Raw genomic sequence first — 24642 nt, 5'->3', positions numbered from 1 at the left:
CATGCGCCCGGCACGCGTCATCGGTGCCAACCCCACGCTAAACTCTCTCAATGATCCGCTCCCCGAACAGGCCCTGCGGGCGGAACACCAGAAACAAAAGCGCCAGCATGTAGGCGAACCAGTTCTCTGTCGCGCCGCCGAGGTAGGGCGCGCCGATCAGGAACTCGAACAGCTTCTCACCCACCCCGATGATCAACCCGCCGACGATGGCCCCGGGAATGGACGTAAATCCGCCCAGCATCAGCACCGGAAGTGCCTTCAGCGCAATCAGGGACAGCGAAAACTGGACCCCCGATTTCGCGCCCCACATGATCCCGGCAACCAGTGCGACAAACCCCGCCAGCGACCAGACAAGGATCCAGATGAAATTGAGGGATACGCCGACCGACAGAGCGGCCTGATGGTCGTCCGCCACGGCCCGCATGGCGCGCCCCTGCTTGGTGTATTGCGCGAACATCACCAGCCCGATCACCAGCACGGCCGCAACGATGGAGGCGACGATGTCCAGATTGTCGATGAAGAACCCGTAGCCAAAGGTATTGAACGTGGTCTCGTCGATCCACAGGTTCAGCCCCTGCGGCAGGCAGACACCATCGGCCGCGCAGACGTTCAGCGCCTTCAGCTCGGACCCCCACATCAGATCCGCAACCCCTTCGAGGAAATAGGCCAGACCGATGGTCGCCATGAACAGGATAATCGGCTCCTGCCCCACCAGATGACGGAAAACGAACCGCTGCACGGCCCAGGCCAGAAGGATCATCACGAAAACAGTCAGGATGATGGCGAGGAAGGAATGCACCGACCAGCCGAACTTGTGGACATCGGTGCCGAAGATCGCGTTGATCAGGTGGGAAAACGGCACCTGCCCGTTCTGGATGCCGACCAGCGTCATCGCCGCGAACAGCGCCATGACCCCCTGCGCGTAATTGAAGATGCCGGACGCCTTGTAGATCAGCACGAACCCCAGCGCGACCAGCGCATAAAGCACCCCGGCCATCAGCCCGTTCAGAAAGACTTCGATTGTAAAGGCAAGTTGTTCGGGCATCAGCTTTGCTCCCTTTCGCATGTGTTCCCGCGACCCGAGGCAAGCAGGTCCATGAACACCGGCCCGGGCTCCTGATCCAGCGCAAGGGCTGGATTGTACGGCGTACCGTTCCATCCGCATCCCGGCGAGGTACCCTGGGTATCCGTGGTCATGATTTCCTGCCCCGGCCGCCGGTCATTAACCTGACCATCGATCCGGTCGCGCATTTTGCCGAATGCCGCATCGCTGAACCGTCCGGGGGACGCGTTGCCCCAGGCCACGACCTCCGGATTGTCAGCCGCATCGCCCATGGGGGAGGAGCTCCGCAAAAGCACAGGTGCGGCCGCGTCCGGTTCTGCAAACCTGAGGAATACATCTCGATTCCCGCACAGACCATGATCGCAGGCCGACAGGGAGCCATCAGCCTCAACCTTGACCGGTCCCAGACCGTCGAGGATCGGAACGTCCGTCTCCGCCCGCGCCCCGGCAGCGCCGGACAGCCACAGACCGGCGATCAGGGCGGTCATCAGACCTCTCGGATTAGTCATGCGCCACCCCCAGATAGGCGTCGATCACCTCTTGGTTGTTGCGCACCTCGTCGGGGGATCCGTCACCGATCTTGCGGCCGTAATCCATCACCACGACGCGGTCGCTCAGGTCCATGACGACGCCCATGTCATGCTCGATCAACGCGATCGTCGTGCCGAATTCGTCATTCACATCGAGGATGAAGCGCGACATGTCCTCTTTCTCCTCCACGTTCATCCCCGCCATCGGCTCGTCCAGCAACAGCAGCGTCGGTTCCGCCGCCAGCGCCCGCGCCAGCTCGACCCGCTTTTTCAAACCGTAGGGCAGCCTTGAGACCGGTGTTTTCCGGATCGCCTGGATCTCGAGGAAGTCGATGATCTTCTCCGCGACCTCGCGGTTCTCGATCTCCTCGCGCTCCGCCGCCCCCTTCCACAGGGTCTGCGCCAGCATGCCGGTCTTCATATGCGTCAGCCGTCCGGTCATCACGTTGTCCAGAACGCTCATCCCCTCGAAAAGCGCGATGTTCTGGAAGGTCCGCGCAATCCCCTGCTGGGCAACCTGGAACGGCTTCATCGCCGGGCGGCGCGCCCCCTTGTACCAGACCTCGCCCTCCTGCGGCGAATAGAACCCCGAAATCACATTAAGCATCGAAGACTTGCCGGCCCCGTTCGGCCCGATGATCGCGCGGATCTCGCCCTCGCGAATATCGAAGGAGATATCCTTGATCGCCTCGACCCCGCCAAACCGCAGGGTGATGTTCTTCATTTCCATGACCACGGGGCCGATCGTGCGGCCGTCCTCGGTGACGTAGCTCTCAGCGGTTTCCTTCACGCGGCGTCCCCAGTCTCCATTTTGCAAACTAAACTCGATCCCGCGCTGTCACCGGCCACGCGGCCAGCGCGGGCACGCAGGCGGGGCGTCGGCGCAGCCGCGCGGCGTCCGCCGTCAGACCCAGCACGCCTCATTCGGCAGCCATCTTCTTGGGCGTGACCGGCACTGTCTTGGCGGTGCGGATTTCCAGCGTCGCCTTGATCGACCCCTTGCGCCCGTCCTCGTAGGTCACTTCGGTCTCGGTCGACACGCGGTCGGAACCGTCATAGAGCGCCGCGATGATGTCATCGAACTTCTCGCCGATGATCTTGCGGCGCACCTTGCGCGTGCGTGTCAGCTCGCCGTCGTCGGCGTCCAGCTCCTTGTGCAGCACCACAAAGCGGTGCACCTGACAGCCCGACAGCATCTCGTCCTGCGCAACGCTCTCGTTGACCGCCTCGACGTGGGCCTGGATCGTGTCCATCACCTGCGGATGGCGCGCCAGCTCCTGATAGGAGGCATAGCCGATGTTGTTGCGCTCGGCCCAGTTGCCCACCGCCGTCAGATCGATGTTGATGAAGGCCGTGCATTCCTCGCGCCCGTTGCCGAACACGACCGCCTCAAGGATATTGGGAAAGAATTTCAGCTTGTTCTCGACGTATTTGGGCGCGAAGAGGCTGCCGTCCGCCATCTGGCCCACGTCCTTGGCACGGTCGATGATGCGCAGGTGGCCGGTATCCGGCTCGATGAAGCCCGCATCGCCCGTGGCCACCCATCCCTCGGCATCCTTCGTCTCGGCCGTGCTTTCGGGGTTCTTGTAATACTCCACGAACACCCCCGGCGAGCGGTAGAAAACCTCGCCGCTCTCCTCGATCCTGAGCTCCACGCCGGGGCAGGTCACGCCCACCGTGTCGCTGCGCACTTCGCCGTCGGGCTGCGCGGTGATGAACACCGTCGCCTCGGTCTGGCCGTAGAGCTGTTTGAGGTTGATCCCGAGGCTGCGGTAGAAATCGAAGATTTCGGGTCCGATCGCCTCCCCGGCGGTATAGCCCACGCGCACGCGGCTGAACCCGAGGGTGTTTTTCAGCGGCCCGTAGATGAAATATTCACCCAGCTTGTATTTCAGCCGGTCGCCAAAGCTGACCTTCTTGCCGTCGAGGATCGCGGGGCCGACCTTGCGCGCATGCGCCATGAAGGTGTCGAACAGCCATTTCTTGAAACGGCTCGCATCCTCCATGCGGATCATCACATTGGTCAGCTGCGTCTCGAACACGCGCGGCGGGGCAAAGTAATAGGTCGGCCCGATCTCGCGCAGGTCGGTCTGCATCGTGTCCTCGCTCTCGGGGCAGTTCGTGCAGAACCCCGTCCAGAGCGCCTGTCCGACGGAAAAGATGAAATCGCCCACCCAAGCCATCGGCAGATAGGCCAGAATATCGTCGCTCTGGCGCAGGCTGTCGAACTCGGACGACGATTTCGCCGTCTCGATCACATTGCGGTTGGACAGCACCACGCCCTTGGGCTTGCCGGTCGTGCCGGAGGTATACAGCATCACGCCCGTGCTGTCGTAATCCAGCTTGGCCTGCCGCGCTTCAAGCTCCTTGATATGCGTATCGCGCGCCTTGCGCCCGCGGTCCTGAAGGGTTTCGTACTGGTCGAGCGCCGCGTGGTCGTATTTGCGCAGGCCCCGCGGATCCAGATAGATCATCCGCTCGAAGTCCGGCAGCTGCTCTTGCACCTCGATGATCTTGTCGACCTGCTCCTGATCGCCGACCACCGCGAACCGCGCGCCGCAGTGGTTCATCACATAGGCCATCTCTTCGGCGTTCGCGTCCTGATACAGCGGCACGGGCACCGCGCCACACATCTGCGCGGCCATCATCGCCCAGTAGAGGTAGGGACGGTTGCGACCGATCACGGCCACGAAATCCCCCTCGTTGATGCCAAGATCCATCAGACCCAACGCCAGCGCCTCGACCTCGTCACGGGTCTGCGACCAGGTCCAGCTCTGCCAGATACCGTATTCCTTTTCACGGTAGGCGGGCGCATTCGCGTATAGCTTCGCGTTGCGGTGCAATAACCCTGGTATCGACTGAGGATGCCCCGAAGAGCTTTCACGTGTGGTCAAAGATTTCGTCCTCCCAAGCCCCGCCTTTTTTCGGCGAGAGATCGCTTTGCGCGATTTACTGTCCATCAGAATGGCCAGAACACCCTGTCCGTCAACGTTTTCCTGAACATTGCTCAATCCTTGCGAATTGTAACGGCGACCAATGGGGCTTTGACAGCCTCCGCGCGGGGTGCAAACTGCGCCCATGCAGCTCAGCGACGAAGATACCAAACATATGACGGTCGCCGGTCTGAACCTGATCGGTCAGGCCCTGTCGATCTACGATTCCAAACTGCGGCTGGTGGTATCGAACGCGCCTTTCCAGCAAATGTTCGCGCTGCCCGACAGGCTGGTCACACCGGGTGCCAGCTTCGCCGACACGATCCGGCATCTGGCCGAAAGCGGCGAATACGGTGACGTCGGCGATATCGGGGCCTTCGTCACGGAAAAGATCGAACAGGCCCGCGCCTTCCGTCCGCACTATATGGAACGGACACGCGCCAACGGGCGGACCATCTCGGTCGAGGGATCGCCGCTCCCCTCGGGGGGTTGGGTGACCGTCTATACCGATATCTCGGCCTACAAGGCGCAGGAGGCGCTTTTGCGCACCCGTGCGGGTGTGCTCAGCGACCAGTTGCTGACCCATGCCGAGCAACTGGCTCAGACCAACCGCGAACTCGCCGCCATGGTCGCAATGCTTGAAGAAACCCGCCGGCAGCTGACCGCGTCCGAGGCGCGCGCGCGGCTGACCACGGAAATGATGCCCGCCCATATCGCCCACGTCGATGCAGCCGGGACCTACACCTATTCGAACCAGCGCCTGTCCAAGATCATCCCCGGCACACCGCCCGATATTCTGGGCCTGCACATCCGCGATGTGCTCGGTCCGCAGACCTATGGCCGGATCGAACCGATCCTCGAAGCGGCCTACGGCGGCGACGCCTCGGTCAAGGAATTCACCGACCCTGATGTGGGCCGCAGGATCCGCACGGCCTTCACGCCCGACAACGCCGGTGGCGTCTATATCCTGTCGATGGATGTTACCGAAGAAACCCAGACCCGCATGGCGCTTCAGCAGACCCGCAGGCGCGCGTTGGCGGGGCAGATGATCTCGGGTGTGGCGCATGATTTTTCGAACCTGCTGACGATCATTCTTGGTCTGCAATCGCGGCTCGCCGGTCTGCCCGACATGCCGGCAGAGGCCACCGGCCTGATCGACGGCACGCTTGCCGCCGCCCACCGCGGCGGTGCGCTCCTGAGCAGCATTTCGCAAATCACCGACCGGCGCACCCTCAGACCCGCCACGATCGACGTATGCACGCTGATGCAGGATCTCGCGACACTGGCCGCGCCGACCTTGCCGCCGGGCATATCGCTTGCGCTCGATGTCGCGCCCGACATCGGCTCGGTTTTCCTCGATCCCGGCATGGCGCAGGACAGCCTGCTGAACCTGATCCTGAACGCGCGCGATGCGATCGGCACTTCAGGCCGCATCACGCTTGCCGTCCGGCGCGTCCACGACACCTGGATCGAATGGCAGGTCCACGATACGGGCCCCGGTTTTTCCCCTTCAGCGCTGGAGCACGGTCTCGACCCGTTCTTCACCACCAAGGGCGCCGAAGGCACCGGTCTGGGCCTGCCCATGGTCTATGACATGACGAAACTGGCCGGCGGCGATCTGCGGCTTGCCAATACCGCCGAGGGGGCCTGTGTCACCCTGCGCCTGCCCTATCGCGCGGCGGTAGCAGTCTCCGGCGGGCTGGTGCTTCTGGTCGAGGATCGCGACGACCTGCGCGCATTGGTGCGCGACATGCTGATGGAACTCGGCCATTCCGTGATCGAGGCCGCCAGCGCCGACGAGGCAGCAGCCCTGCTCGCCAGTCTTCCCGATATCGCGCTCGTCCTCTCCGACATCCAACTCGAAGGCAGCACGACCGGCATCGACCTCGCCGCGCGTCTGGGGCCGCAGGGGCCGGCGCTGGTGCTGATGACCTCGCTGCCACCGGACCATCCGCTTTTCCTGCGCGCGCAGCGGCACGCGCCTGTGTTGCGCAAACCGTTCACACGCGGCGATCTCGGCGCGCTGCTGCACGCCCGCGACCTGGCCGCCCAATGACCGAGGCCGATCGCCCCCTCATCAGCATCCTCGACGATGAACCGGCAATTCGCACGCTCCTGTCCGATGTGCTCGAAGAGGCGGGCTTCGAAACCCAGTGCTTCGGCCGTGCCCGCGCGTTCGAGGCCGCACTGGCGCAGCGCACACCGGATGTCTGCCTTGTGGATCTGTCGCTGCCCGATACGGACGGGCTGACGCTAGTGCACCGGCTCGCGCTCGAAAAGGGCGCGATCGTGATCATCATCTCGGGGCGCGCACAGGTGCAGGACCGGGTGACCGGCCTCGAACTCGGCGCCGATGACTATATCTCGAAACCCTTCGAACCGGCCGAGGTCGTGGCCCGCATCCGCGCCCGCCTGCGCGGCAACCGGCCCGCGCAGCGTAACGGCAGCACCGCGCGCTTCAACGGGTGGATCGCCCATTTCGACCGCTACACGCTCGAAGACGAAACCGGCGCGGAAACCCCGTTCAGCCATGCCGAAGGCGAAGTGTTGCGGCTCTTCCTCGAAGCGCCCAAACGCCTGATCAGCCGCGCCCAGATGCAGGAAAGCCTCGGCGGTGCAGCCTCCGAAAGCTTCGACCGCGCGATGGATGTGCGCATCAGCCGTCTGCGCACCAAACTGCGCGAGAACCCCAAGAACCCGCAGCTGATCAAGACGATCTACGGCGCGGGATATATCTTTCTGGGCGACGTGGCGTGGATCTGACGCGCTGACATCCCCGGGCTCAGCTGTCGTGCAGACCGGCAACCGCCCGGGCCAGAACATCCACACCGGCGACCAGATCGTGCTCGGCAGTATCTTCCTCGAAAGCGTGGCTGATCCCGCCGATGGAGGGCACGAACAGCATCGCGACAGGCATCAGGCGCGATACATTCGTCGCGTCGTGCAAGGCACCCGACGGCATGATCCGCCAGCGGTCCGGTGCGACCTGCGCCGCCGCAGCCTCCAGCGCTGCGCGCAAACGGGCATCCATCGCCACGGGCTCAAGCCCCAGCATGCCACCGAACGAAACCTCAAGCCCGCGCGCAGCCGCGATTTCCGCCGCAAGATCGCGAATGATCGCCTCCATCCGCCCCAGCCTGTCGGCATCCCCGTCGCGCCACTGCATGGAAAATACGGCCCGGCCGGGCACGATGGAAGACGCATTGGGGTGCAGTGTGACGTGGCCCATGGTCCACACCGTGGCGGGGGTGACCACATTGGCAAACCGGTTCTGCAATTCGGTGGTAAAGGCCGCAACGGCCTGAAACGCGTCCTTGCGCAGGTGCATGGGCGTGGTGCCCGCATGGTTCTGCTGCCCCGCGAAGGTGATGTTCATGTCGCGGATGCCGACGATATCCGACACCACCCCGATCGTTTCCCCGGCGGTATCGAGGGTCGGGCCCTGTTCGATGTGCAACTCCATGAAGCCGGTGAACTGCGCGGCATCCACCGGACCGGTCACATCCTCCGCCAGCACCTTGCGGGCCTCGCCCAGCGCCACGCCCCTGTGATCGGTCAGCGCGTCGGCATCGCTTTGCGACAGATGCCCAGACCAGACCGCAGATCCCGTCGTTACGCCGAAACGTCCCTCTTCATCCTGAAAGGACACGACCGATACCGCAGGCCCGCCTGCCTCTGCCGCCGCCCGCGCCACTTCCAGTGCCGCGACAACCCCCAGCGCCCCGTCCAGCCATCCGCCCTCGGGCTGGCTGTCCGAATGCGACCCGATCAGGATCGACTTCCCCTCCGCCAGACCGAACAGATTGCCCATCGGGTCCATTTCGACGCGCAGACCGGCCTCGCGCATCCGCCCGGCCAGCCAGCGCCGCGCGGCCACGTCGGCCTCCGAATACGCCGGGCGCACGACGCCCTTGCCGACGCCGGCGGCGCCGATCTGCCGCAGGTCGTGAAGATCTTTCAGAAAGCGTTCGCCGTTGATCTGCATGGAGGGTCCTTCTCTATTTTGCCCCTAAACTCCGGGGAGCTCGAGGGGCAGCGCCCCTCGTCAGCAAGAGAAGTATCCTGTGCGGCAACGCCGCTCAACCGGATCATTCGGCGGCAACGGCATCCTGCGCGGCCTCGACCCTGACCGCCGAGAATTTGAATTCGGGGATCTTGCCGTAGGGATCAATCGCCGGATTGGTCAGGATATTCGCCGCCGCCTCGACATAGGCGAAGGGCAGGAACACCATGTCGGGGGCGACCGCCCGGTCCATCCGCGCCATGATCTCGATGCTGCCGCGCTTGGTGGTCAGACGCACGAATCCCCCCGGCTCCACGCCCAGTTTGCGCAGCGTCGAAGGATGCAGCGAACAGTTCGCCTCCGGCTCCACCGCGTCCAGAACCTTCGACCGCCGCGTCATCGAACCGGTGTGCCAATGCTCCAGCTGCCGCCCCGTGGTCAGGATCATCGGATATTCCGAATCCGGTGTATCGTCGGGCGCGATGATGCTGGCGGGGGTAAAGCGGGCCCGCCCGTCCGCACGCGGAAACCCGTCGGCAAACACGATCGACTGACCGGGGTCTTCGGGGCTCAGCGACGGGTAGGTCACCGCATTCTGCCGCTCCAGCCTGTCCCAAGTGATATTGTCCAGCGATTTCATGCTCCGCTTCATCTCGGCAAAGATCTCCGCGGGGCCGTCGTAATGCCAGCCAAGACCCAGCCGTTTGGCCAGTTCCATCTCGATCCACCAATCGGGCCTTGCATCGCCCGGGGGCGACACGGCAGGCCGGCCCATCTGGACCTGGCGGTTGGTGTTGGTCACGGTTCCCGCCTTCTCGGCAAAAGCACTTGCGGGCAGGATCACGTCGGCGAAATTCGCCGTCTCGGTCAGGAAGATGTCCTGCACCACCAGATGGTCGAGCTTGGCCAGCGCATCGCGGGCGTGCTCCACATCGGGATCGGACATCGCGGGGTTTTCCCCGAGGATATACATCCCCCTGATATCCCCCTGATGCACCGCATCGAGGATTTCCGTCACCGTCAGCCCACGTTCCGCGCTGAAATCGCCGCTCTCCCAAACCTCGGTAAAGGCCGCGCGCACGCCTTCGTCCGTTACCGACTGGTAGTCGGGCAAGAACATCGGGATCAGCCCCGCGTCCGACGCGCCCTGCACGTTGTTCTGCCCCCGAAGCGGGTGCAACCCGGCACCGGGGCGCCCGATCTGGCCCGTCATCAGCGCAAGGCTGATCAGACAGCGTGAATTGTCGGTGCCGTGAATATGCTGGCTGACGCCCATGCCCCAGAAGATCATCGCCGCCTTCGCCCCCGCGAAGGTCCGTGCGACGTCGCGCAGGGTTTCGGGGTCGATCCCGCAGACTTCGGACATCCTCTCGGGCGTGAAATCCTTCAGGTGTGCCCGCTCGGCCTCCCAATTCTCGGTATAGCCCTCGATGTACTGCCGGTCGTACAGCTCTTCCTCCACGATCACGTTCATGATCGCGTTGAGCATCGCCACATCCGTGCCCGGACGGAATTGCAGCATCTGGTAGGCGAAGCGTTTCAACGCCTGCCCGCGCGGATCCATCACGATCAGCTTGCCACCGCGCTTGGTGAACTGCTTGAAAAAAGTGGCGGCGACGGGGTGGTTCTCGATCGGGTTGGCCCCGATCACGATGGCGACATCGGCATTCTCGATTTCGTTGAAGGTCGCGGTGACAGCGCCAGACCCCACGTTCTCCAGAAGCGCCGAAACCGACGAGGCGTGACACAGGCGCGTGCAGTGATCGACGTTGTTATGCCCAAAGCCCTGCCGGATCAGCTTCTGGAACAGATAGGCTTCCTCGTTGGTACATTTCGCCGATCCGAACCCCGCAACACCGGTGCCGCCGATCTCCTGCAACCCGGTCGCGGCACGGTCCAGCGCCTCGTCCCACTCCGCCTCGCGAAAAACCTCGAGGTAGTTGCCGGGATCGACGTTCAGCCCCTTGGCGGGGGCATCGTCGCGCCGGATCAGCGGTTTGGTCAGCCTGTGGTCGTGGTGGATGTAGTCATAGCCGAACCGCCCTTTGACACAGAGCCGCCCCTCGTTCGCGGGGCCGTTGATCCCCTCGACGTATTTGACCCGCCCGTCCTTGATCTTCATCGACACCTGACAGCCGACACCGCAGAAAGGGCAGATGCTTTCGACTTCGCTGTCGAAATCGGCGCTGTCGCCGCGCTGCTCCGCGTCCACGACAGTCGCGGGCATCAGCGCACCGGTGGGACAGGCCTGAACGCATTCGCCGCAGGCCACGCAGGTCGACGCGCCCATCGGGTCCGACATATCGAACACCGGAAAGGCATCGTGGCCGCGTCCGGCCATGCCGATCACATCGTTCACCTGAACTTCGCGGCAGGCGCGCACGCAAAGCCCGCACTGGATGCAGGCATCGAGGTTCACGCTCATCGCCACATGGCTGTCGTCCAGCAGCGGAATGCGCCCGTCTTCCAGCTTGGGAAAGCGGCTCTCGTGGACACCGTTCAGCTCGGCCATGTCCCACATGTGGCTGGAGCGGTCATGCGCCTGCGCGCGCTCCGGGTGGTCCGCCAGAAGCAGTTCGACCACCATCTTGCGCGCATTCTCGGCGCGCGCGTTGTTGGTGGTGACGACCATGCCCTCGGCGGGCTCGCGGATGCAGGACGCCGCCAGCGTCCGCTCGCCCTCGATCTCCACCATACAGGCGCGGCAGTTGCCGTCGGGGCGGTATCCCGGTGCGGGTTTGTGGCACAGATGCGGGATCTTCAGGCCGCGCCCGTTGGCGACCTCCCAGATCGTCATACCGGCCTCTGCCTCGACAGTCTCTCCGTCGAGCGTGAAGGTGACCTTTTCCGACATCGCGCATCTCCCAAATCTCACGACAGTATCTAACCGTGACCCGTGGCGGCGAAAGGCCAAATCACGACGCTCGTCCGCGCGAATGCGTCCCCGATGCAGACCCGTGTTTCCGATAAGCCTCTTTCGCACCTGATCCGGCGCGTCTATCAACGGGGCATCACCGCAAAAGAGCACCGATCATGTCCGCAATCACCCTCATCCGCCACGGCCAGGCGAATTCGACCGCAACGGATGAACACAGCTACGACCGCCTCAGCGATCTGGGGCACCGGCAGGCGGCATGGCTGGGCGAGCATCTGCGCAGCACGGGCCAGCACCACGAACGGCTCTATACCGGCACCCTGCGCCGCCATATCGAAACCGCCGAGGGCATGGCGATGGATATCGAACCGATCCGCGATCCGCGCCTCAACGAGCTTGAGTATTTCACGCTTGCGGGTCTTCTGCGCGAACAGCACGGCATCCCGTTTCCCACCGAACAGCAGCAGTTCATCACCCATCTGCCGCTCGTCTTCGACCACTGGAGGGCGGACCGCATCGAAGGCGCCCCGGAAACCTACACCGCGTTCCAGGACCGGATCCGCGACGCCATGGACGAGATCGCCGGCACGGGCGGCACCGCCCTCGTGGTGACATCCGGCGGGCTGATCGCGAATGTGATGGGCCAGCGGATGTCGCTGGACGTGCCGCAGACCGCAAGGCTCGCCATCGCGATCTTCCACACGTCGCTGCACCAGCTTTTCCCGATCGGCGACCATCTCAGCCCGACATTGTTCAACGCCACACCGCATCTCGACCGCGCCGACCGCCAGCTCAGCCGGACAAACATCTGAGGGTTCACATGAAGTTATATTACGCCAACGGCACCATCTCCATCGCGGTCGCAATCGCGCTTCTCGAGGCCGATCTGCCGCACGAGCGCGTGGGCGTCGATTTCGCGACGGCCGAACAGACCAGACAGCCCTATCTCGATCTCAACCCGAAGGGACGGGTGCCCGCGCTGGTGCTCGACGACGGGACGTTTTTGACCGAAACCGGTGCGATCCTCGACTACGTCGCGGCCATCGCCCCCGGCGCCGGTCTGGTGCCCGAGACCCCGGTCGAGGCGGCGCATATGCGCGCGGTGATGTACTATCTCGCCTCCACGATGCACGTGGCCCACGCGCATAAGATGCGCGGCGCCCGCTGGGCCGACCGCGCCGAAAGCCACGCGGACATGACCGCGAAAGTCCCGCAGACCATGGCCACCTGCGCCGCCTACATCGAAACGCAGGCATTCCGCGGCGATTTCGTCTGCGGCGACACCCTCACCGTAGCGGACGCATATCTTTTCGTTGTCTGCAACTGGCTGGGCGGCGACGGCGTCGATGTCTCGCAGTTTCCGCGCATCGCGGCCTTCATGGACCGCATGGCGGCCCGGCCAAGCGTCGCCAGCCTCAAGGCCGACGGCCTGATCTGACAAACCACCCGTTTCTCCATTTTGCCCCTAAACTCACTGCGAAACAGCCGCACCAAACGCAGCGCAAGAGATCGGACAAACGGTACCGGACAGCACCCCAGTCCAGCAAGCCGGCCCCTCCGGGGGCCGCGCCATAGGATCAGCCTAGCTGAAAATCCGGTAATAGAGCGAATCGGGCAGGAACTGGCTCAGCCGGAACACCAAGGAGAATGCCCAGGGAAAGCTTTTCTTGAACCTGTCAGTGTTCATATGCTCGAACACCTCGCGGGCGGCCTCGTCGGGCTGCATCAGGAAAGGCATCCTGAAATCGTTCTTGTCGGTCAATTGCGTCTTGATGAAGCCGGGGTTGATCACCTGCACCTTCACACCGGTCTTGCGCAGATCGGCGTACATGCATTCGGCAAGCGACATCGTCGCGGCCTTGGACGCGGTATAGCCGATTGAGTTCGGCAACCCACGGAACCCCGTCAGGCTCGACGTGATCACGATATGACCCGCGTCGCGCTCGACCATGGCGGGCACGACCTGCCCCATGACCCGCATCAACCCGGTAAAATTCACATCCGCCATGGCGTTGGCCTGATCGGCGTCCCAGTCCTTGGCGCCGAAGGGCCAGTACACCCCGGCCAGAAACACGACCCCGTCCACTTCACCGACCCGCTTGGCGGCTGCCTTGACGCTGTCGTTGTCGGCCACATCCATGGCCACGACGTCACTCTTGCCCGGCAGCTTCTGGGCGACCGCGCGCAATTTGTCTTCCGATCTCGACGAAAGCACGACCTGAGCGCCCGCGCGGCTGAGCACGCCGGCCAAAGCCTCGCCCAGACCGTCGCTTGCCCCGACCAGCCAATACCTCTTTCCGTTCCAATCGGTCATGTCTTCTCCTTCTTGCGGATTGTCGCGACAAGTTCGGCAACCTTGAACCCGAACTTCCGGAACTGGCTTCGGTTCACGATGGTGCCTGTCGGGGTCAGATACATGCAGTCAAAGGCGCGCAACGTGTGGCCACCGCTGTTTTCGGGCAGGGTGATGGGATACCGGAACAAGACCGCAGGGCCGGAAATCTCTCCGCGCCCGACGCCGGGCACGTCGTCGGCCAGCGCGTCGAATGTCCCGTCGGCACGCACGTCGAGGGTCCACTCGCGTTCCTGGGTCGAGCTGTCCTGATAGGTGAACCGCTCGCGGATGGTGCCCTTGTTGTCGTCCCAACTGACGTCGAAATCTGCCGTGAACGTGCTGGTCACGCGCCCCAGCGGTCCGAAGATCACGCCGTCGCAGGTCATCTTTCCGTTCAGGTGCTCCTTGATCTTAAACAGCGGATACTCTCCGCTATAGTCGTCACCGCTCTGCGAGATGAAGCTGGCAAGGCGCACACGGGCGATTGTCGCAAGGACGATCAGCACGCCTCCCAACAGAAAGAAAAATATTTCGTCACTCATTTCCAACCTCATCGTCTCTCAGTCGCAACAGCATGAAAATCGCTGCCAATTTAAGTACGCAAGGCACCCCGGCGTAGAGAACCCGCAGCAAATCGATCGCGTCTGCTGGCGCAGCACCTGCTGCTGCACTTCTGAACCCGGCCCCTTCCAACATAGGAAGCAGAACCGCCGCTGCCAGTGCGAGAGTGAACTTCGACACAAATGACCAAAGCCCGAAGCCTTCGGCCGCCGAAGGGGAAATCTGTGCCATTCTGGTCGCGAAAAGGGCGGGCAGCAAAGTGAGATCGGCGCCCATGGCAGCCCCCGATGCCACGCAGATCACCGCAAACCACCGAACGTCGCCAGGCCCCAGGAACAGCGCCCCGCCGAAGGCGAATATCGCCAGAACCATCGCAACCAGCAGGGTATGCCGCGCGCCGAAACGTTCGGCCATCAATCCCCACAGCGGCGCGGCCCCCGCCGCCGACAGGAAGAACAGAAGCAACAGAGGCCCCTCGTATCCCGGCGCCTCAAGCGCGCTTTCGACGTAGAACAGAAACAGGGTCGAGCTGACCGCGACGGGAGCGGCATTGAAAAGGGCGATCACCAGCAGCCATCGCGCCAATCTGTCGCGCAGCACCACGCCGAAGCCAGTGCCGTCGGGGACGTCCGCGCGCACCCACTCGCGGCGCATGGCAAATACGGACGCGGCGCTGAGTATCGCGAACCCCACGGCGAACCCCGCAAAGGGCGCATCCATCACCACCCCGAGCGCAACCGGCGCCACCGACGCCACGCATACCCCCAGGAGGGCACCGGTCTCGCGCCAGCGGGCAAGGCGCAGGTGCCCCTGCCCGGCCATGCGGTCGGCCTTGGCCACACCCTGCGCATAAAAGCAGATCGTCAGAAAGCTGAAGGCCGAGAACACCAGCGTCAGCATCACCGCGAACCAGATCATCGGTGAAAACAGCGGATCGACGGCGAAGAGGCCGATCATCGCCGCCGCAATCACGAAACATCCCACAGCCACAGCCGTCGCGCGCCTGTCACGCAGGTGTTCCGACAGACGCCCCAGCAGGGGATCCTGCACAACGTCCAGCAGTCTCAGCCCGAAGAGAACCACGCCCAGCGCCGTCAGCGAAACGCCGAATTCGTCAACGTAGAATTTCGGCGCGTGGATATAGATCGGAAGCCCCGCACAGGCCAGCAACGCCGCGAAGAGGGCGTAGGCAGGCAACCGTTCGGGAACCGATGCTGTCATCCCTTGCTGATTTCGTTGCCGGGGGGCGTCGGGCGGGCGCGGAAGGTCGCACGCTTGATCCACAATTTCAGCGCCTGCCAGTGGATCAGCGCCAGCACCCGGCGCGCACCGAAGGGCCTGCGCAGCAGCGCCTTCAGGATCGACCCGTTGGTCAGCCGCTGCCGTTTGCCCGTCAGTGTCGCGACAAGGCCACCGCCATCGCGGCCGTAATCGATCCAGATGCCGATCCGGCGGTCGTTGATATCGAAGCGAAAGGTATACGACCCCTCGACCGGCTGAAACGGCGAGACATGCAGGATCTTCGTGGCGGTCAACTCGTCCGTCGGCGCAATCGGGCGCTGATCGGAGTGGCAGCACAGGTAACTGTGCCTGTCCCCGTAGGTATTTGTCACTTCGGCGATCACCGCGATCAGGTCGCCTGTCTCGTTGCGGCACAGCCAGAAACTGACCGGATTGAACACATGGCCAAACACGCGCGGTTGCGCCAGCAGCGCCACCTCGGCCACGCCGGAGATCTGGTGATCGCGCAACACGTCACGCACCCATGCCGCACCGCGCCCCTGGCCCGGTTGCCCGCCGTGGTCGCTGTCGTGCAGCGATGTCACCCCCGCGCGGTTGCGCGCGAAAAGGCCCGGCGTGGCAAGTTCGGCCTCGGCGTCCAGAAGCAGGTAGTCCACGGAATAGCGAAAGGCGTTTTCCACCCTCCCCTTGCGACCGTGGTAGGTCTGTCCGGCGATATGATCGACCGTTGCCGTCATTCCGCAGCAAGCGCCTGTGTGCCGACCCCCTGAAGCGCGTCGACAACCGAAATCGCGCTGGCCAGCCCGTCCTCGTGGAAGCCGTGGCGCATCCATGCCCCGCAGAACCACGTGTGGTCGGTGCCGTTCATGGCGCGCAACCGCGCCTGCGCATCCAGCGCCGCCAGATCATAGACCGGGTGCCGCAGAACCGTCTGGTCATAGATCAGCTCCTCGCGGATCGTCCGCTTGGTGTTCAGGGTGACGAAATGCGGATCGTCCATCGGGATCGGCTGGAGCGAGTTCATCCAGTAGGTCAGATCGATCCGGTCGGACCGCGCATCGCGATCTTCCGAATAGATCCACGAGGCCCATGTGGCGCGCCGCTTGGGCATGATGCCGGTGTCCGCGTGCAGGGTGATCTCGTTCGGCTGGTAGGCGATGGCGCCCAGCGCGGCGCGCTCGGCGGGTGTCGCATCGCTCAGCATGTTCAGCGTGTCGTCGGAATGGGTGGCAAAGATCACCTCGTCGAAGCGTTCCCACTCCCCGCCCCATGTCTTGACCTCGGCCCCCAGCGCGTTGCGGCGCACGCCCTCGACGGCGGCACCCAACCGGATATCGACCCCGTTGCGCCGCATCGCGGCTTCGATCCGCGTCACGTAAGAGATGGATCCGCCTTCGACCGTGTACCACTGGTGCTGGCCGGAATAGTTCAGCAGCGCATGGTTTTCGAAAAACTGGATCATGGCATGGGCCGGAAAATCCATGATCTGCTCTGTCGGTGTCGACCAGATCGCCCCCGAGAGCGGCAGCAGGTAGTAATCGCGGAAATACGCACCGGTGCCGAGCACCGACAGGAAATCGCGTATCGTCAGGGACCGGTCGGCATTGGCGATTTGCAATGCCCGCGCGTTGAACCGCATGATGTCGCGCAGCATCGCGATGAAGCGCGGGTTCGCCAGATTGCGTTTCTGCGCGAACATCGCGTTCAGGCTGGTCAGCGCATATTCCAGACGCCCGCCGTCGATGGACGCACCAAAACTCATGTTGGACTTCACCACCGGAACCTCAAGCTCCGAAAACAAGTCCGCCAGATGGGGGTAGTTTGCGTAGTTGAAAACGATAAACCCGGTATCGACCGGTTGGTCACCGTTCTTGCCCGCGATTTTGGTGCGGGCGTGACCGCCAAGGCGGCTTTCGCTCTCGAACAGGGTGACACGGTTGTCGGGTGCCAGCTTGTGCGCCGCACCGAGCCCCGAGATGCCGGCCCCGATCACTGCGATACTACGGGTTTTCGGGGCGGAAGGAGTGTAGGCTTCGGTCGGCGCTTCAAACGGCATAAACTGGTTCGGTCCTGTATCGGTACAATCTTCAGAGGGCTATACGGGTCAGATACGGCTCTGGATGTAAATGAGTTTCAGATTTCTTTATTGATCCAAGGTGCCACTTGTCGCGTACCCCTGACATGTTAACTTGCACGGAACATTCACCTTCGCGTCCTGCTGTCTCGGGAAGTAGCCGACAGGCTGCTCCGATCAAGGTGGCGCGCACAACCGCTCCGGGGCGAGAACACGTGCAAGACCGCAAGACGGAGCCTTCCGACACCGCCCCCTGGGTGGATGAAATGATACGGATCCGCGATCAGCGCGACACCGATGCTTTCGCGCGCCTGTTCGATTATTTTGCCCCCCGGATCAAAGGCTTCCTGATGAAATCCGGCGCCGATGCCACCACCGCGGAGGAATGTGCGCAGGACGTGCTGACGACGCTTTGGCGCAAGTCCCACCAGTTCGACCCGACCCGCGCCTCTGTCGCCACCTGGATCTTCACGATTGCGCGGAATCGACGCATCGACCTCTTGCGCCGTGACCGCCGGCCCGAACCCGAGGATCTGCCGTGGGGGCCAGAGCCGGAACCGGATCAGTCCGACGTTATCGAATTACAACAAGAGACCGCCCGCCTTGCCGACGCCCTGTCGGCCCTGCCCGAAGCGCAGCGGGATCTGATCAACAAGGCCTATTTCTCCGAAATGAGCCAATCCGAAATCGCCAAAATCACCGGTCTGCCATTGGGCACGATCAAATCCCGTATTCGTCTCGCGCTCGACCGCCTGCGCCACGCTATGAAGTAACCGACCATGACACACCACAAGATCAAACATCACCTCGATGATGCCACGCTGATGGCCTACGCCGCAGGATCGCTGCCCGAAGCGTTCAACCTGATTGCCGCCACACACCTGTCGCTGTGCGATACCTGCCGCGCGGCGGCAGAGGCGCTCGATGCCGTCGGCGGCACATTGCTCGACAACAAGGCGGACGCCGTTGAGGTGGCCGAAGACAGCCTTGCGCGCACATTGGCGCGGCTCGACGATGCCGCACCCGTCGCCCCCACCCGCAGCGCCCCGGTATCGGACGGCCTACCCGCGCCGCTGCGGTCCTACGTGGGCGGGGATCTCGACAGTATTCGCTGGCGGCCCGTTGGCATGGGAGTGAAACAGGCGATCCTGAAAACCTCGCGCAGCGCGACGGCACGGCTTTTGTTCATTCCCGCCGGAGCGGCAATGCCGGATCACGGCCACAACGGCACCGAAATGACGATGGTCCTGAAAGGCGCTTTTCAGGACGATGACGATTATTTCGCGCGCGGGGATGTGGAAATCGCCGACGCCGATGTGCACCACGTTCCCGTGGCGGATATCCACGAGGATTGTATCTGCCTTGCCGTCACGGACGCGCCCCTGCGTTTCGAGGGGCTGTTGCCGCGCATCTGGCAGAAGTTCGCCCGGATCTAGACGGGTTCAGCCCTCTGAATAGGCCGCGAAGGGCGCCATCCCGCGGCTCAGAAGCTTCAGATACCCTTCGGCGTCGATGTTCGCGCCGCAGACCACAACGCCCACCCTGCGCCCCGCAAGCCGTTCGCGCAGCGGCCCCATGACTGCCGCAAGGGCTGCACCGGCGGCGGGCTCCACGGCCAGCTTCGCCTCTTGGGCGAAGGCCACCATGCCGGCGCAGATCGCGTCATCATCCAGTTGCACGATGTCGTCGACATAGGCCGAACAGAGCGCGTGGCCGAACGGCAGCGCCATCGGCGCGCCAAGGCTGTCGGCAACTGTATCGACCCTATCGAGATGCACGGGTTTGCCCGCATGCAAGGATTGCGACATGCTGTTGGCGCCCTGCGGTTCCACCCCGTAGACGGCACAGCCGGGGTTGATCTGCTTGACCGCTGCGGCGATCCCGCTGATCAGGCCACCGCCGCCGATGGACACGACAACCGCGTCGAGGGGCCCGGCATCCTCCATCATCTCAAGACCGACACCCGCCGTTCCGAGCGATGTGTTCAGCCCCTCGAATGGATGGATGAAAAATCGGCCTTCCTCGGCGACAAGCCGGTCCGCCTCTGCGAAGGTTTCCGCCCCCGGCGCCTTCATCACCACTTCGGCGTTCTCTTCGCGTGCCTTTGCCACCCGAAACGGGTTGGCGTTCGACTGGATCACGACCTTCGCGGAGGCACCGACCCGGCGCGCGGCCCAGGCAGCCGCGATCGCGTGGTTCCCGGCGCTCGCCGCTGTCACACCGCGGGCCCGCTGGTCGTCATCCAGGCTGCGCGCCACGGCCAGCGCACCGCGCGCCTTGAACGTGCCGGTGTGCTGGAAACACTCCATCTTCAGCGTCACCGTCCCGCCGTCGAGCATCCGCGACACCAGCGCGCTGCGCAGCGGCAGGCTGGGTGTGCGAATGATGTCCCCGCCAAGTTCCGCGTGGGTGGCGCGAATGGCATCCAGGGTCATTCCGCTGATGTCTACGCTGTCTGTCATGAAACCGGTCCTTTCGCGGGCTGAAGGGGAATCGGGGAGGATCCTTCGTCTTCGGACAGCTCCTCGAAATCGAAATTATCCAGACGCGCGGCCCGTTTTCCGGCGCGTTCGGCGGCTGTTCCGATCCCGTCCAGATCGGCGCGGGCCTGACGGAAATGGGTGTCGAGCTTGCCAACCCGCTCGACCACCTGCTCTACGTCGCGGTGCAACAGCGCCAGCGTCTTGCGGATCTCGCCCGCCTGCTGGCGCATCCGCGCGTCTTTCAGGATCGCGCGCATGGTGTTGAGCGTGGCCATGCAGGTTGTCGGGGAAACGATCCAGACACGGGCGTCGAACCCTTCGCGCACCAGTTCGGGAAAATTCGCGTGCAGCTCGGCATAGACGGCCTCGGAGGGGAGGAACATCAGCGCCCCGTCGGCTGTCTCGCCCTCCAGAATGTATTTCTCCGCGATGTCGCGAATGTGTTTGCGCACGTGGCTGCGCATGTTGGCGACGGCTTGCTTCAGTTCCCAATCGGTGCTGGCGCGGTGCAGCGCCTCATAGGCTTCGAGCGGAAATTTCGCATCGATCACGATCGGGCCCGGCGGGTTGGGAAGGTCGATCAGACAATCCGCGCGGCGCCCGTTCGACAGGGTGACCTGCAAGGCGTAGCTGTCGGACGGCAGGGCCTTGGAGACGATATCGCGCAGCTGGATCTCGCCGAAGGCGCCGCGCGTCTGCTTGTTGCTCAGGATATCCTGAAGCGACAGGACATCGCCCGACAGCTTGGTGATGTTGTCCTGTGCGCGGTCGATGGCCTTCAGACGTTCCTGAAGCTGGGTCAGGCTGGTGGTGGTGCGCTCGGCGCTGCCGTGGAGGGTCTTGCTGGTCCGCTCCTGCATCTGGGCCAGCTGCTGCTGCATTTGCAGCTGGACGGTTGCCAGCCGCGCCTCGAGGCTCTGGACAAGCTGGGTCTGGGCGTTGGCCTGCGTTTCGGACACGGTCTGCAGGTTCCCCCGCAGCCGTTCCTGTCCTGCCCCGAGGTGGTGCAGCTGGTTGACCACCTCTGCGGGCAGCCGCGCCGGGCGGAGGAGCATCAGCACGAGCAAAGCGAGAATGATCGCGAGGACGCCCCCGCCGAGGAGCACGATCTGGTCCGCCGCGAGGTCTGGCATCGCGCTCATGTTCGCCCGAACAGCCGTTCGATATCGCTGAGCTTCAGTTCCACATAGGTCGGGCGGCCGTGGTTGCACTGGCCCGAATGGGGTGTCGCTTCCATCTCGCGCAAGAGCGCGTTCATCTCGTCGGCGCGCATCCGGCGGCCCGACCGGATCGATCCGTGACAGGCGACGCGGCTCAGGATCGCCTCGATCCGGGCCTGTACCAGCAGGCTTTCGCCCTCGCCTTCGAGCTCGTCCAGGATATCGCGGATCATCGCTTCCGCATTGACTTCGCCAAGGATCGCAGGGGTTTCGCGCACCGCGATGGCATCCCCCCCGAAGGGTTCGATGCCGAGGCCAAACCGCGCGAGATCTTCTGCAACCCCGAGGATCGTCGCCCTGTCATGACCCGACAGTTCGATGATTTCGGGGATCAGCAGCGCCTGAGCGGCCACGCCGGTATCGGCCATCTGCTTTTTGAGCTTCTCGTAGACCAGACGTTCGTGGGCCGCGTGCTGGTCCACGATGACCATCCCGGTCGCCGTCTGGGCGACGATGTAGTTTTCGTGGACCTGCGCGCGCGCTGCGCCGAGCGGGCTATCGGTGGGCTCCTCGCTGGCCTGCGGCCGCTCCTCGCGCGGGCTCTCCACCCGCGCCCACGCGCCCTGCATCTCGGCAAACCCGGGGGAGGCAGGTGCCTGAAAGGTCTGGTCTGCAGCACGCGCGCCGCCACCGGGCCGGTCCATCTGGTAGATGCGGGCCTGTCCCACCGGTTCGGGCCGCATCGCGCCCAGCGTCGCATCCGCCACCGTCGTCGACGCCCTGTGTCCCGCATTTGCCAACCCGTGACGCAGGGCCGAGACGATCAGCCCGCGCACCACACCCGGCTCGCGAAACCGCACTTCGGACTTCGCGGGATGCACGTTCACATCGACCAGCGTCGGATCGCAATCGACAAAAAGCGCAGCCGCGGGATGCCGGTCGCGGCTCAGAAAGTCGAAATAGGCCCCGCGCAACGCGCCGATCAGCATCTTGTCCTTCACCGGTCGCCCGTTGACGAAAAGATACTGCTGCACCGCAGATCCGCGCGAATAGGTCGGCAGCGCCGCGAAACCGGTCAGGTGGAACCCGTCCCGCTCGGCGTCGATCGGCAGGGCGTTCTCGGCGAAATCACGCCCCAGCACCTGACGCAGCCGCCCGTGCAGCGCGTCGAAAAGATCCCCCTGCTCTGCCTCGGCGCGAAACACTTCGCGGCTGCCCCCGCCGGACACATCGGTCAGCACGAAGCGCACGAACGGCTCGGCCATGGCCAGCCGCTTGATCACGTCACCGATGGCCTGCGCTTCGGCGCGATCGGTGCGCAGGAATTTCAGCCGCGCGGGCGTGGCGTAGAACAGATCCCGCAGGGTCACGACCGTCCCGCCCGACAGCGCGGCCGGTCTGACACCGCCCGGCTGGCCGCCGCTGACCGCGATTTCGGCGCCGTCACAGCCCGCCGCACGGCTGGTGATCGTCAACCGCCCCACGGCGCCCAAGGACGGCAGCGCCTCTCCCCGGAAGCCGAAGGAGTGGATGTTCAGAAGGTCCGATCCGTCGATCTTCGACGTGGCATGACGCGACAGCGCGAGCGGCAGATCCGCGCCCGCGATGCCGCAGCCGTCATCGGTGACCCGGATCAGCGTCTTGCCGCCGTCGGCGTATTCCACGGTGATGCGCCGCGCACCCGCGTCGATCGCGTTCTCGACCAGTTCCTTGACCGCAGAGGCCGGACGCTCGACCACCTCGCCGGCGGCGATACGGTTTATCGCCGCCTCATCGAGTTGCCGGATCACGGGCTGTGGAGCGCTTATATTGGGGTCTACATGTGCCATAACGCTAAACCTAGCATGGCTTTGGGCGATTCCGCTAGGCGGCGCCGCGCCTTATCCCCAGCTAATTCGCGGTTGCGGCGCGATACCATGCGACGATCTGCGCGCGCTCTTCGGCGCGCATATAGCTGAGGTTTGCCGGTGGCATGGCGTGGGTCAGACCGGCCTGCAGATAGATCTGCCTTGCCGCCATCGCGATCTGGTGCTCGGTTTCCAGCCGGACACCTTTCGGCGGCCACAGAAGGCCGTCCCAGGCGGGCTCTGCCGCGTGGCACATCGAACAGCGGCCCAGCACGATATCGTGCACCTGGTCAAAGCCCTCCGCCTGCGCGAACCGCAGCGCGGCGCCCTGCGCCTCCTGCGGCTCCGCGGCGCGGAACATCGGCGCCGTGGACAGCCAGATGATCGCGATGAAGATCAGCGTCGTCGCCAGCCACGTCCAGTGCTTGCTGCCCTGCCGGGCGTGCATCGCGTTGAAATAGTGGCGGATGGTGACGCCCATGAGGAAAACGAGGCTTGCGATGATCCAGTTCGCCTCGGACGCGAAGGCCAGAGGGTAGTGATTGCTGAGCATCAGGAAGATGACCGGGAGGGTCAGGTAGTTGTTATGGGTGCTGCGCTGTTTGGCGATACGCCCGTATTTCGCGTCCGGCACCCGGCCCGCCTTGAGATCGGCCACCACGATCCGCTGGTTCGGCATGATGATGAAGAAGACGTTCGCGGACATGATCGTGGCCGTGAACGCGCCGAGATGCAGCAGCGCCGCGCGCCCCGAAAAGACCGAGGTGTAAAAATAGGCCATCCCGACGAGGATCACGTAGAGCAGCAGCATCAGCCGGGTGCTGTCATTTCCGAAGCGGCTTTTGCAGATACGGTCATAGGCGATCCAGCCGAAGCCCAGCGAGCCCAGGGAGATCGCTACCGCCTGCCACACCGCCAGATCGGCGACCGCCGGATCGACCAGATAGAACTCCGCGCCGAGGTAGTAGACCAGCACCAGAAGTGCGAATCCCGAAAGCCATGTGGAATAGCTTTCCCATTTGAACCAGACGAGATCGTCGGGCATCTGCGCGGGGGCCACGAGGTATTTCTGGACGTGATAGAAGCCCCCGCCGTGGACCTGCCACTCCTCGCCACCGGCGCCGCTGGCCAGGTTGCGGTCCCGGTGAAGGCCAAGATCCAGCGCGATGAAGTAGAATGAACTGCCGATCCATGCGATGGCCGTAATGACATGCAGCCAGCGGACCGCGAATTCGATCCATGCGGAGAAGGCGGCGAGATCGTACATGAAGGCTCCTGCGCGGATGGTGCGCCCGTGGCACCTGCGGGATTGAGTTTATGGGCAAAATGGAGGCCCGACCAGTGCAAGACCGACAGGTGGACGTTGCGGCAGGCGGAAGGGAGATGGCGGCGCGGAGCCGAAGCCATGGGGCAGCGGCGTAATTGCCGTGAACCGCGCGGGATACGCGGATCGCGTTGAAGGTGACCAGTTCGAAGGGTGGCTAAGCCAGATAGGGCGCGACCAGCCGCAGAAAGATCGTGTCACGACCGGTCGCG

The 24642-nt window shown here is 64.0% G+C and carries 21 protein-coding genes; 6 read left to right on the top strand and 15 right to left on the bottom strand.

Annotation, left to right across the window (positions count from 1 at the left end):
* Window positions 1–37: 37 nt before the first annotated feature.
* The 4 genes from ABMC89_RS13175 to ABMC89_RS13160 form a co-directional block, all read right to left on the bottom strand.
* The gene (locus ABMC89_RS13175) at window positions 38–1045 is read right to left on the bottom strand and encodes a branched-chain amino acid ABC transporter permease (protein ID WP_349568439.1); all 1008 of its coding nucleotides are present in this window, start codon (window positions 1043–1045) and stop codon (window positions 38–40) included.
* Window positions 1045–1572, bottom strand: a complete 528-nt coding sequence (locus ABMC89_RS13170; RefSeq protein ID WP_349568437.1) for a hypothetical protein — start codon at window positions 1570–1572, stop codon at window positions 1045–1047. Before ABMC89_RS13170 ends, ABMC89_RS13175 begins: the two co-directional genes overlap by 1 nt.
* Window positions 1565–2383: an ABC transporter ATP-binding protein gene (locus tag ABMC89_RS13165; RefSeq protein ID WP_349568435.1), complete on the bottom strand. Its 819-nt coding sequence runs from the start codon at window positions 2381–2383 to the stop codon at window positions 1565–1567. Before ABMC89_RS13165 ends, ABMC89_RS13170 begins: the two co-directional genes overlap by 8 nt.
* A gap of 130 nt (window positions 2384–2513) precedes the next feature.
* Window positions 2514–4487 carry an AMP-binding protein gene (locus ABMC89_RS13160; protein ID WP_349568433.1) on the bottom strand — a complete coding sequence of 658 codons (1974 nt, stop codon included), beginning with the start codon at window positions 4485–4487 and terminating at the stop codon, window positions 2514–2516.
* Between the two features lie 184 nt (window positions 4488–4671).
* Here ABMC89_RS13160 and ABMC89_RS13155 point away from each other — a divergent pair, with 184 nt between their 5' ends.
* Together ABMC89_RS13155 and ABMC89_RS13150 are read left to right on the top strand one after the other, a co-directional pair.
* Complete coding sequence (locus tag ABMC89_RS13155; RefSeq protein ID WP_349568431.1) at window positions 4672–6582, top strand: PAS-domain containing protein; 1911 nt, start codon at window positions 4672–4674, stop codon at window positions 6580–6582.
* Entirely contained in the window at window positions 6579–7289 is a 711-nt protein-coding gene (locus ABMC89_RS13150) for a response regulator transcription factor (protein WP_349568429.1), read from the top strand. Before ABMC89_RS13155 ends, ABMC89_RS13150 begins: the two co-directional genes overlap by 4 nt.
* A 19-nt stretch (window positions 7290–7308) precedes the next feature.
* Here ABMC89_RS13150 and ABMC89_RS13145 read toward each other — a convergent pair whose 3' ends face one another.
* Together ABMC89_RS13145 and fdhF are read right to left on the bottom strand one after the other, a co-directional pair.
* Window positions 7309–8511 (bottom strand): hydantoinase/carbamoylase family amidase, encoded by a 1203-nt coding sequence (locus tag ABMC89_RS13145; RefSeq protein WP_349568427.1) that lies wholly within the window; start codon window positions 8509–8511, stop codon window positions 7309–7311.
* A 103-nt stretch (window positions 8512–8614) separates the two neighbouring features.
* On the bottom strand, window positions 8615–11383 hold the full coding sequence (gene fdhF, locus ABMC89_RS13140; protein WP_349568425.1) for a formate dehydrogenase subunit alpha: 2769 nt from the start codon (window positions 11381–11383) through the stop codon (window positions 8615–8617).
* 179 nt (window positions 11384–11562) lie between these two features.
* Between fdhF and ABMC89_RS13135 the strand changes: the two genes are divergently transcribed.
* A complete protein-coding gene (locus tag ABMC89_RS13135; RefSeq protein WP_349568423.1) occupies window positions 11563–12216 on the top strand; it encodes a histidine phosphatase family protein in 654 nt (217 codons plus the stop codon).
* Window positions 12217–12224: 8 nt separating this feature from the next.
* On the top strand, window positions 12225–12842 hold the full coding sequence (locus ABMC89_RS13130) for a glutathione S-transferase family protein (protein ID WP_349568421.1): 618 nt from the start codon (window positions 12225–12227) through the stop codon (window positions 12840–12842).
* Between the two features lie 144 nt (window positions 12843–12986).
* Here the strand turns inward: ABMC89_RS13130 and ABMC89_RS13125 are convergent, their stop codons facing one another.
* From ABMC89_RS13125 to ABMC89_RS13105, 5 genes are read right to left on the bottom strand one after another with little or no spacing between them, the layout of a single operon-like run.
* Window positions 12987–13718, bottom strand: coding sequence for an SDR family NAD(P)-dependent oxidoreductase (locus ABMC89_RS13125; protein ID WP_349568419.1), 732 nt, complete (start codon window positions 13716–13718; stop codon window positions 12987–12989).
* On the bottom strand, window positions 13715–14281 hold the full coding sequence (locus ABMC89_RS13120) for a DUF3833 family protein (protein ID WP_349568417.1): 567 nt from the start codon (window positions 14279–14281) through the stop codon (window positions 13715–13717). Before ABMC89_RS13120 ends, ABMC89_RS13125 begins: the two co-directional genes overlap by 4 nt.
* The gene (locus ABMC89_RS13115; RefSeq protein ID WP_349568415.1) at window positions 14274–15521 is read right to left on the bottom strand and encodes an MFS transporter; all 1248 of its coding nucleotides are present in this window, start codon (window positions 15519–15521) and stop codon (window positions 14274–14276) included. Before ABMC89_RS13115 ends, ABMC89_RS13120 begins: the two co-directional genes overlap by 8 nt.
* On the bottom strand, window positions 15518–16279 hold the full coding sequence (locus tag ABMC89_RS13110) for a DUF1365 domain-containing protein (protein ID WP_349568413.1): 762 nt from the start codon (window positions 16277–16279) through the stop codon (window positions 15518–15520). Before ABMC89_RS13110 ends, ABMC89_RS13115 begins: the two co-directional genes overlap by 4 nt.
* Window positions 16276–17598 carry an NAD(P)/FAD-dependent oxidoreductase gene (locus ABMC89_RS13105; protein WP_349568411.1) on the bottom strand — a complete coding sequence of 441 codons (1323 nt, stop codon included), beginning with the start codon at window positions 17596–17598 and terminating at the stop codon, window positions 16276–16278. The genes ABMC89_RS13110 and ABMC89_RS13105 overlap by 4 nt, the downstream gene beginning before the upstream one ends.
* 284 nt (window positions 17599–17882) lie before the next feature.
* Here ABMC89_RS13105 and ABMC89_RS13100 point away from each other — a divergent pair, with 284 nt between their 5' ends.
* Window positions 17883–18389 (top strand): sigma-70 family RNA polymerase sigma factor, encoded by a 507-nt coding sequence (locus ABMC89_RS13100; RefSeq protein WP_349568409.1) that lies wholly within the window; start codon window positions 17883–17885, stop codon window positions 18387–18389.
* 6 nt (window positions 18390–18395) lie between these two features.
* Entirely contained in the window at window positions 18396–19052 is a 657-nt protein-coding gene (locus ABMC89_RS13095; protein WP_349568407.1) for a ChrR family anti-sigma-E factor, read from the top strand.
* 6 nt (window positions 19053–19058) lie between these two features.
* On the opposite strand, the gene ABMC89_RS13090 is transcribed toward ABMC89_RS13095, so the two are convergent.
* From ABMC89_RS13090 to ABMC89_RS13075, 4 genes are all read right to left on the bottom strand, one after another.
* Entirely contained in the window at window positions 19059–20078 is a 1020-nt protein-coding gene (locus ABMC89_RS13090; RefSeq protein ID WP_349568405.1) for a pyridoxal-phosphate dependent enzyme, read from the bottom strand.
* Window positions 20075–21241 carry a DNA recombination protein RmuC gene (locus ABMC89_RS13085; RefSeq protein ID WP_349568403.1) on the bottom strand — a complete coding sequence of 389 codons (1167 nt, stop codon included), beginning with the start codon at window positions 21239–21241 and terminating at the stop codon, window positions 20075–20077. The genes ABMC89_RS13090 and ABMC89_RS13085 overlap by 4 nt, the downstream gene beginning before the upstream one ends.
* Complete coding sequence (mutL, locus tag ABMC89_RS13080) at window positions 21238–23088, bottom strand: DNA mismatch repair endonuclease MutL (protein ID WP_349568401.1); 1851 nt, start codon at window positions 23086–23088, stop codon at window positions 21238–21240. The genes ABMC89_RS13085 and mutL overlap by 4 nt, the downstream gene beginning before the upstream one ends.
* A 61-nt stretch (window positions 23089–23149) precedes the next feature.
* Window positions 23150–24373, bottom strand: coding sequence for a urate hydroxylase PuuD (locus ABMC89_RS13075; RefSeq protein WP_349568399.1), 1224 nt, complete (start codon window positions 24371–24373; stop codon window positions 23150–23152).
* Between the last annotated feature and the right edge of the window lie 269 nt (window positions 24374–24642).

The sequence above is a fragment of the Sulfitobacter sp. HNIBRBA3233 genome (genome assembly GCF_040149665.1).
Classification (GTDB): Bacteria; Pseudomonadota; Alphaproteobacteria; order Rhodobacterales; family Rhodobacteraceae; genus Sulfitobacter; species Sulfitobacter marinivivus.
This window is presented reverse-complemented; position numbering and strand designations above follow the sequence as displayed.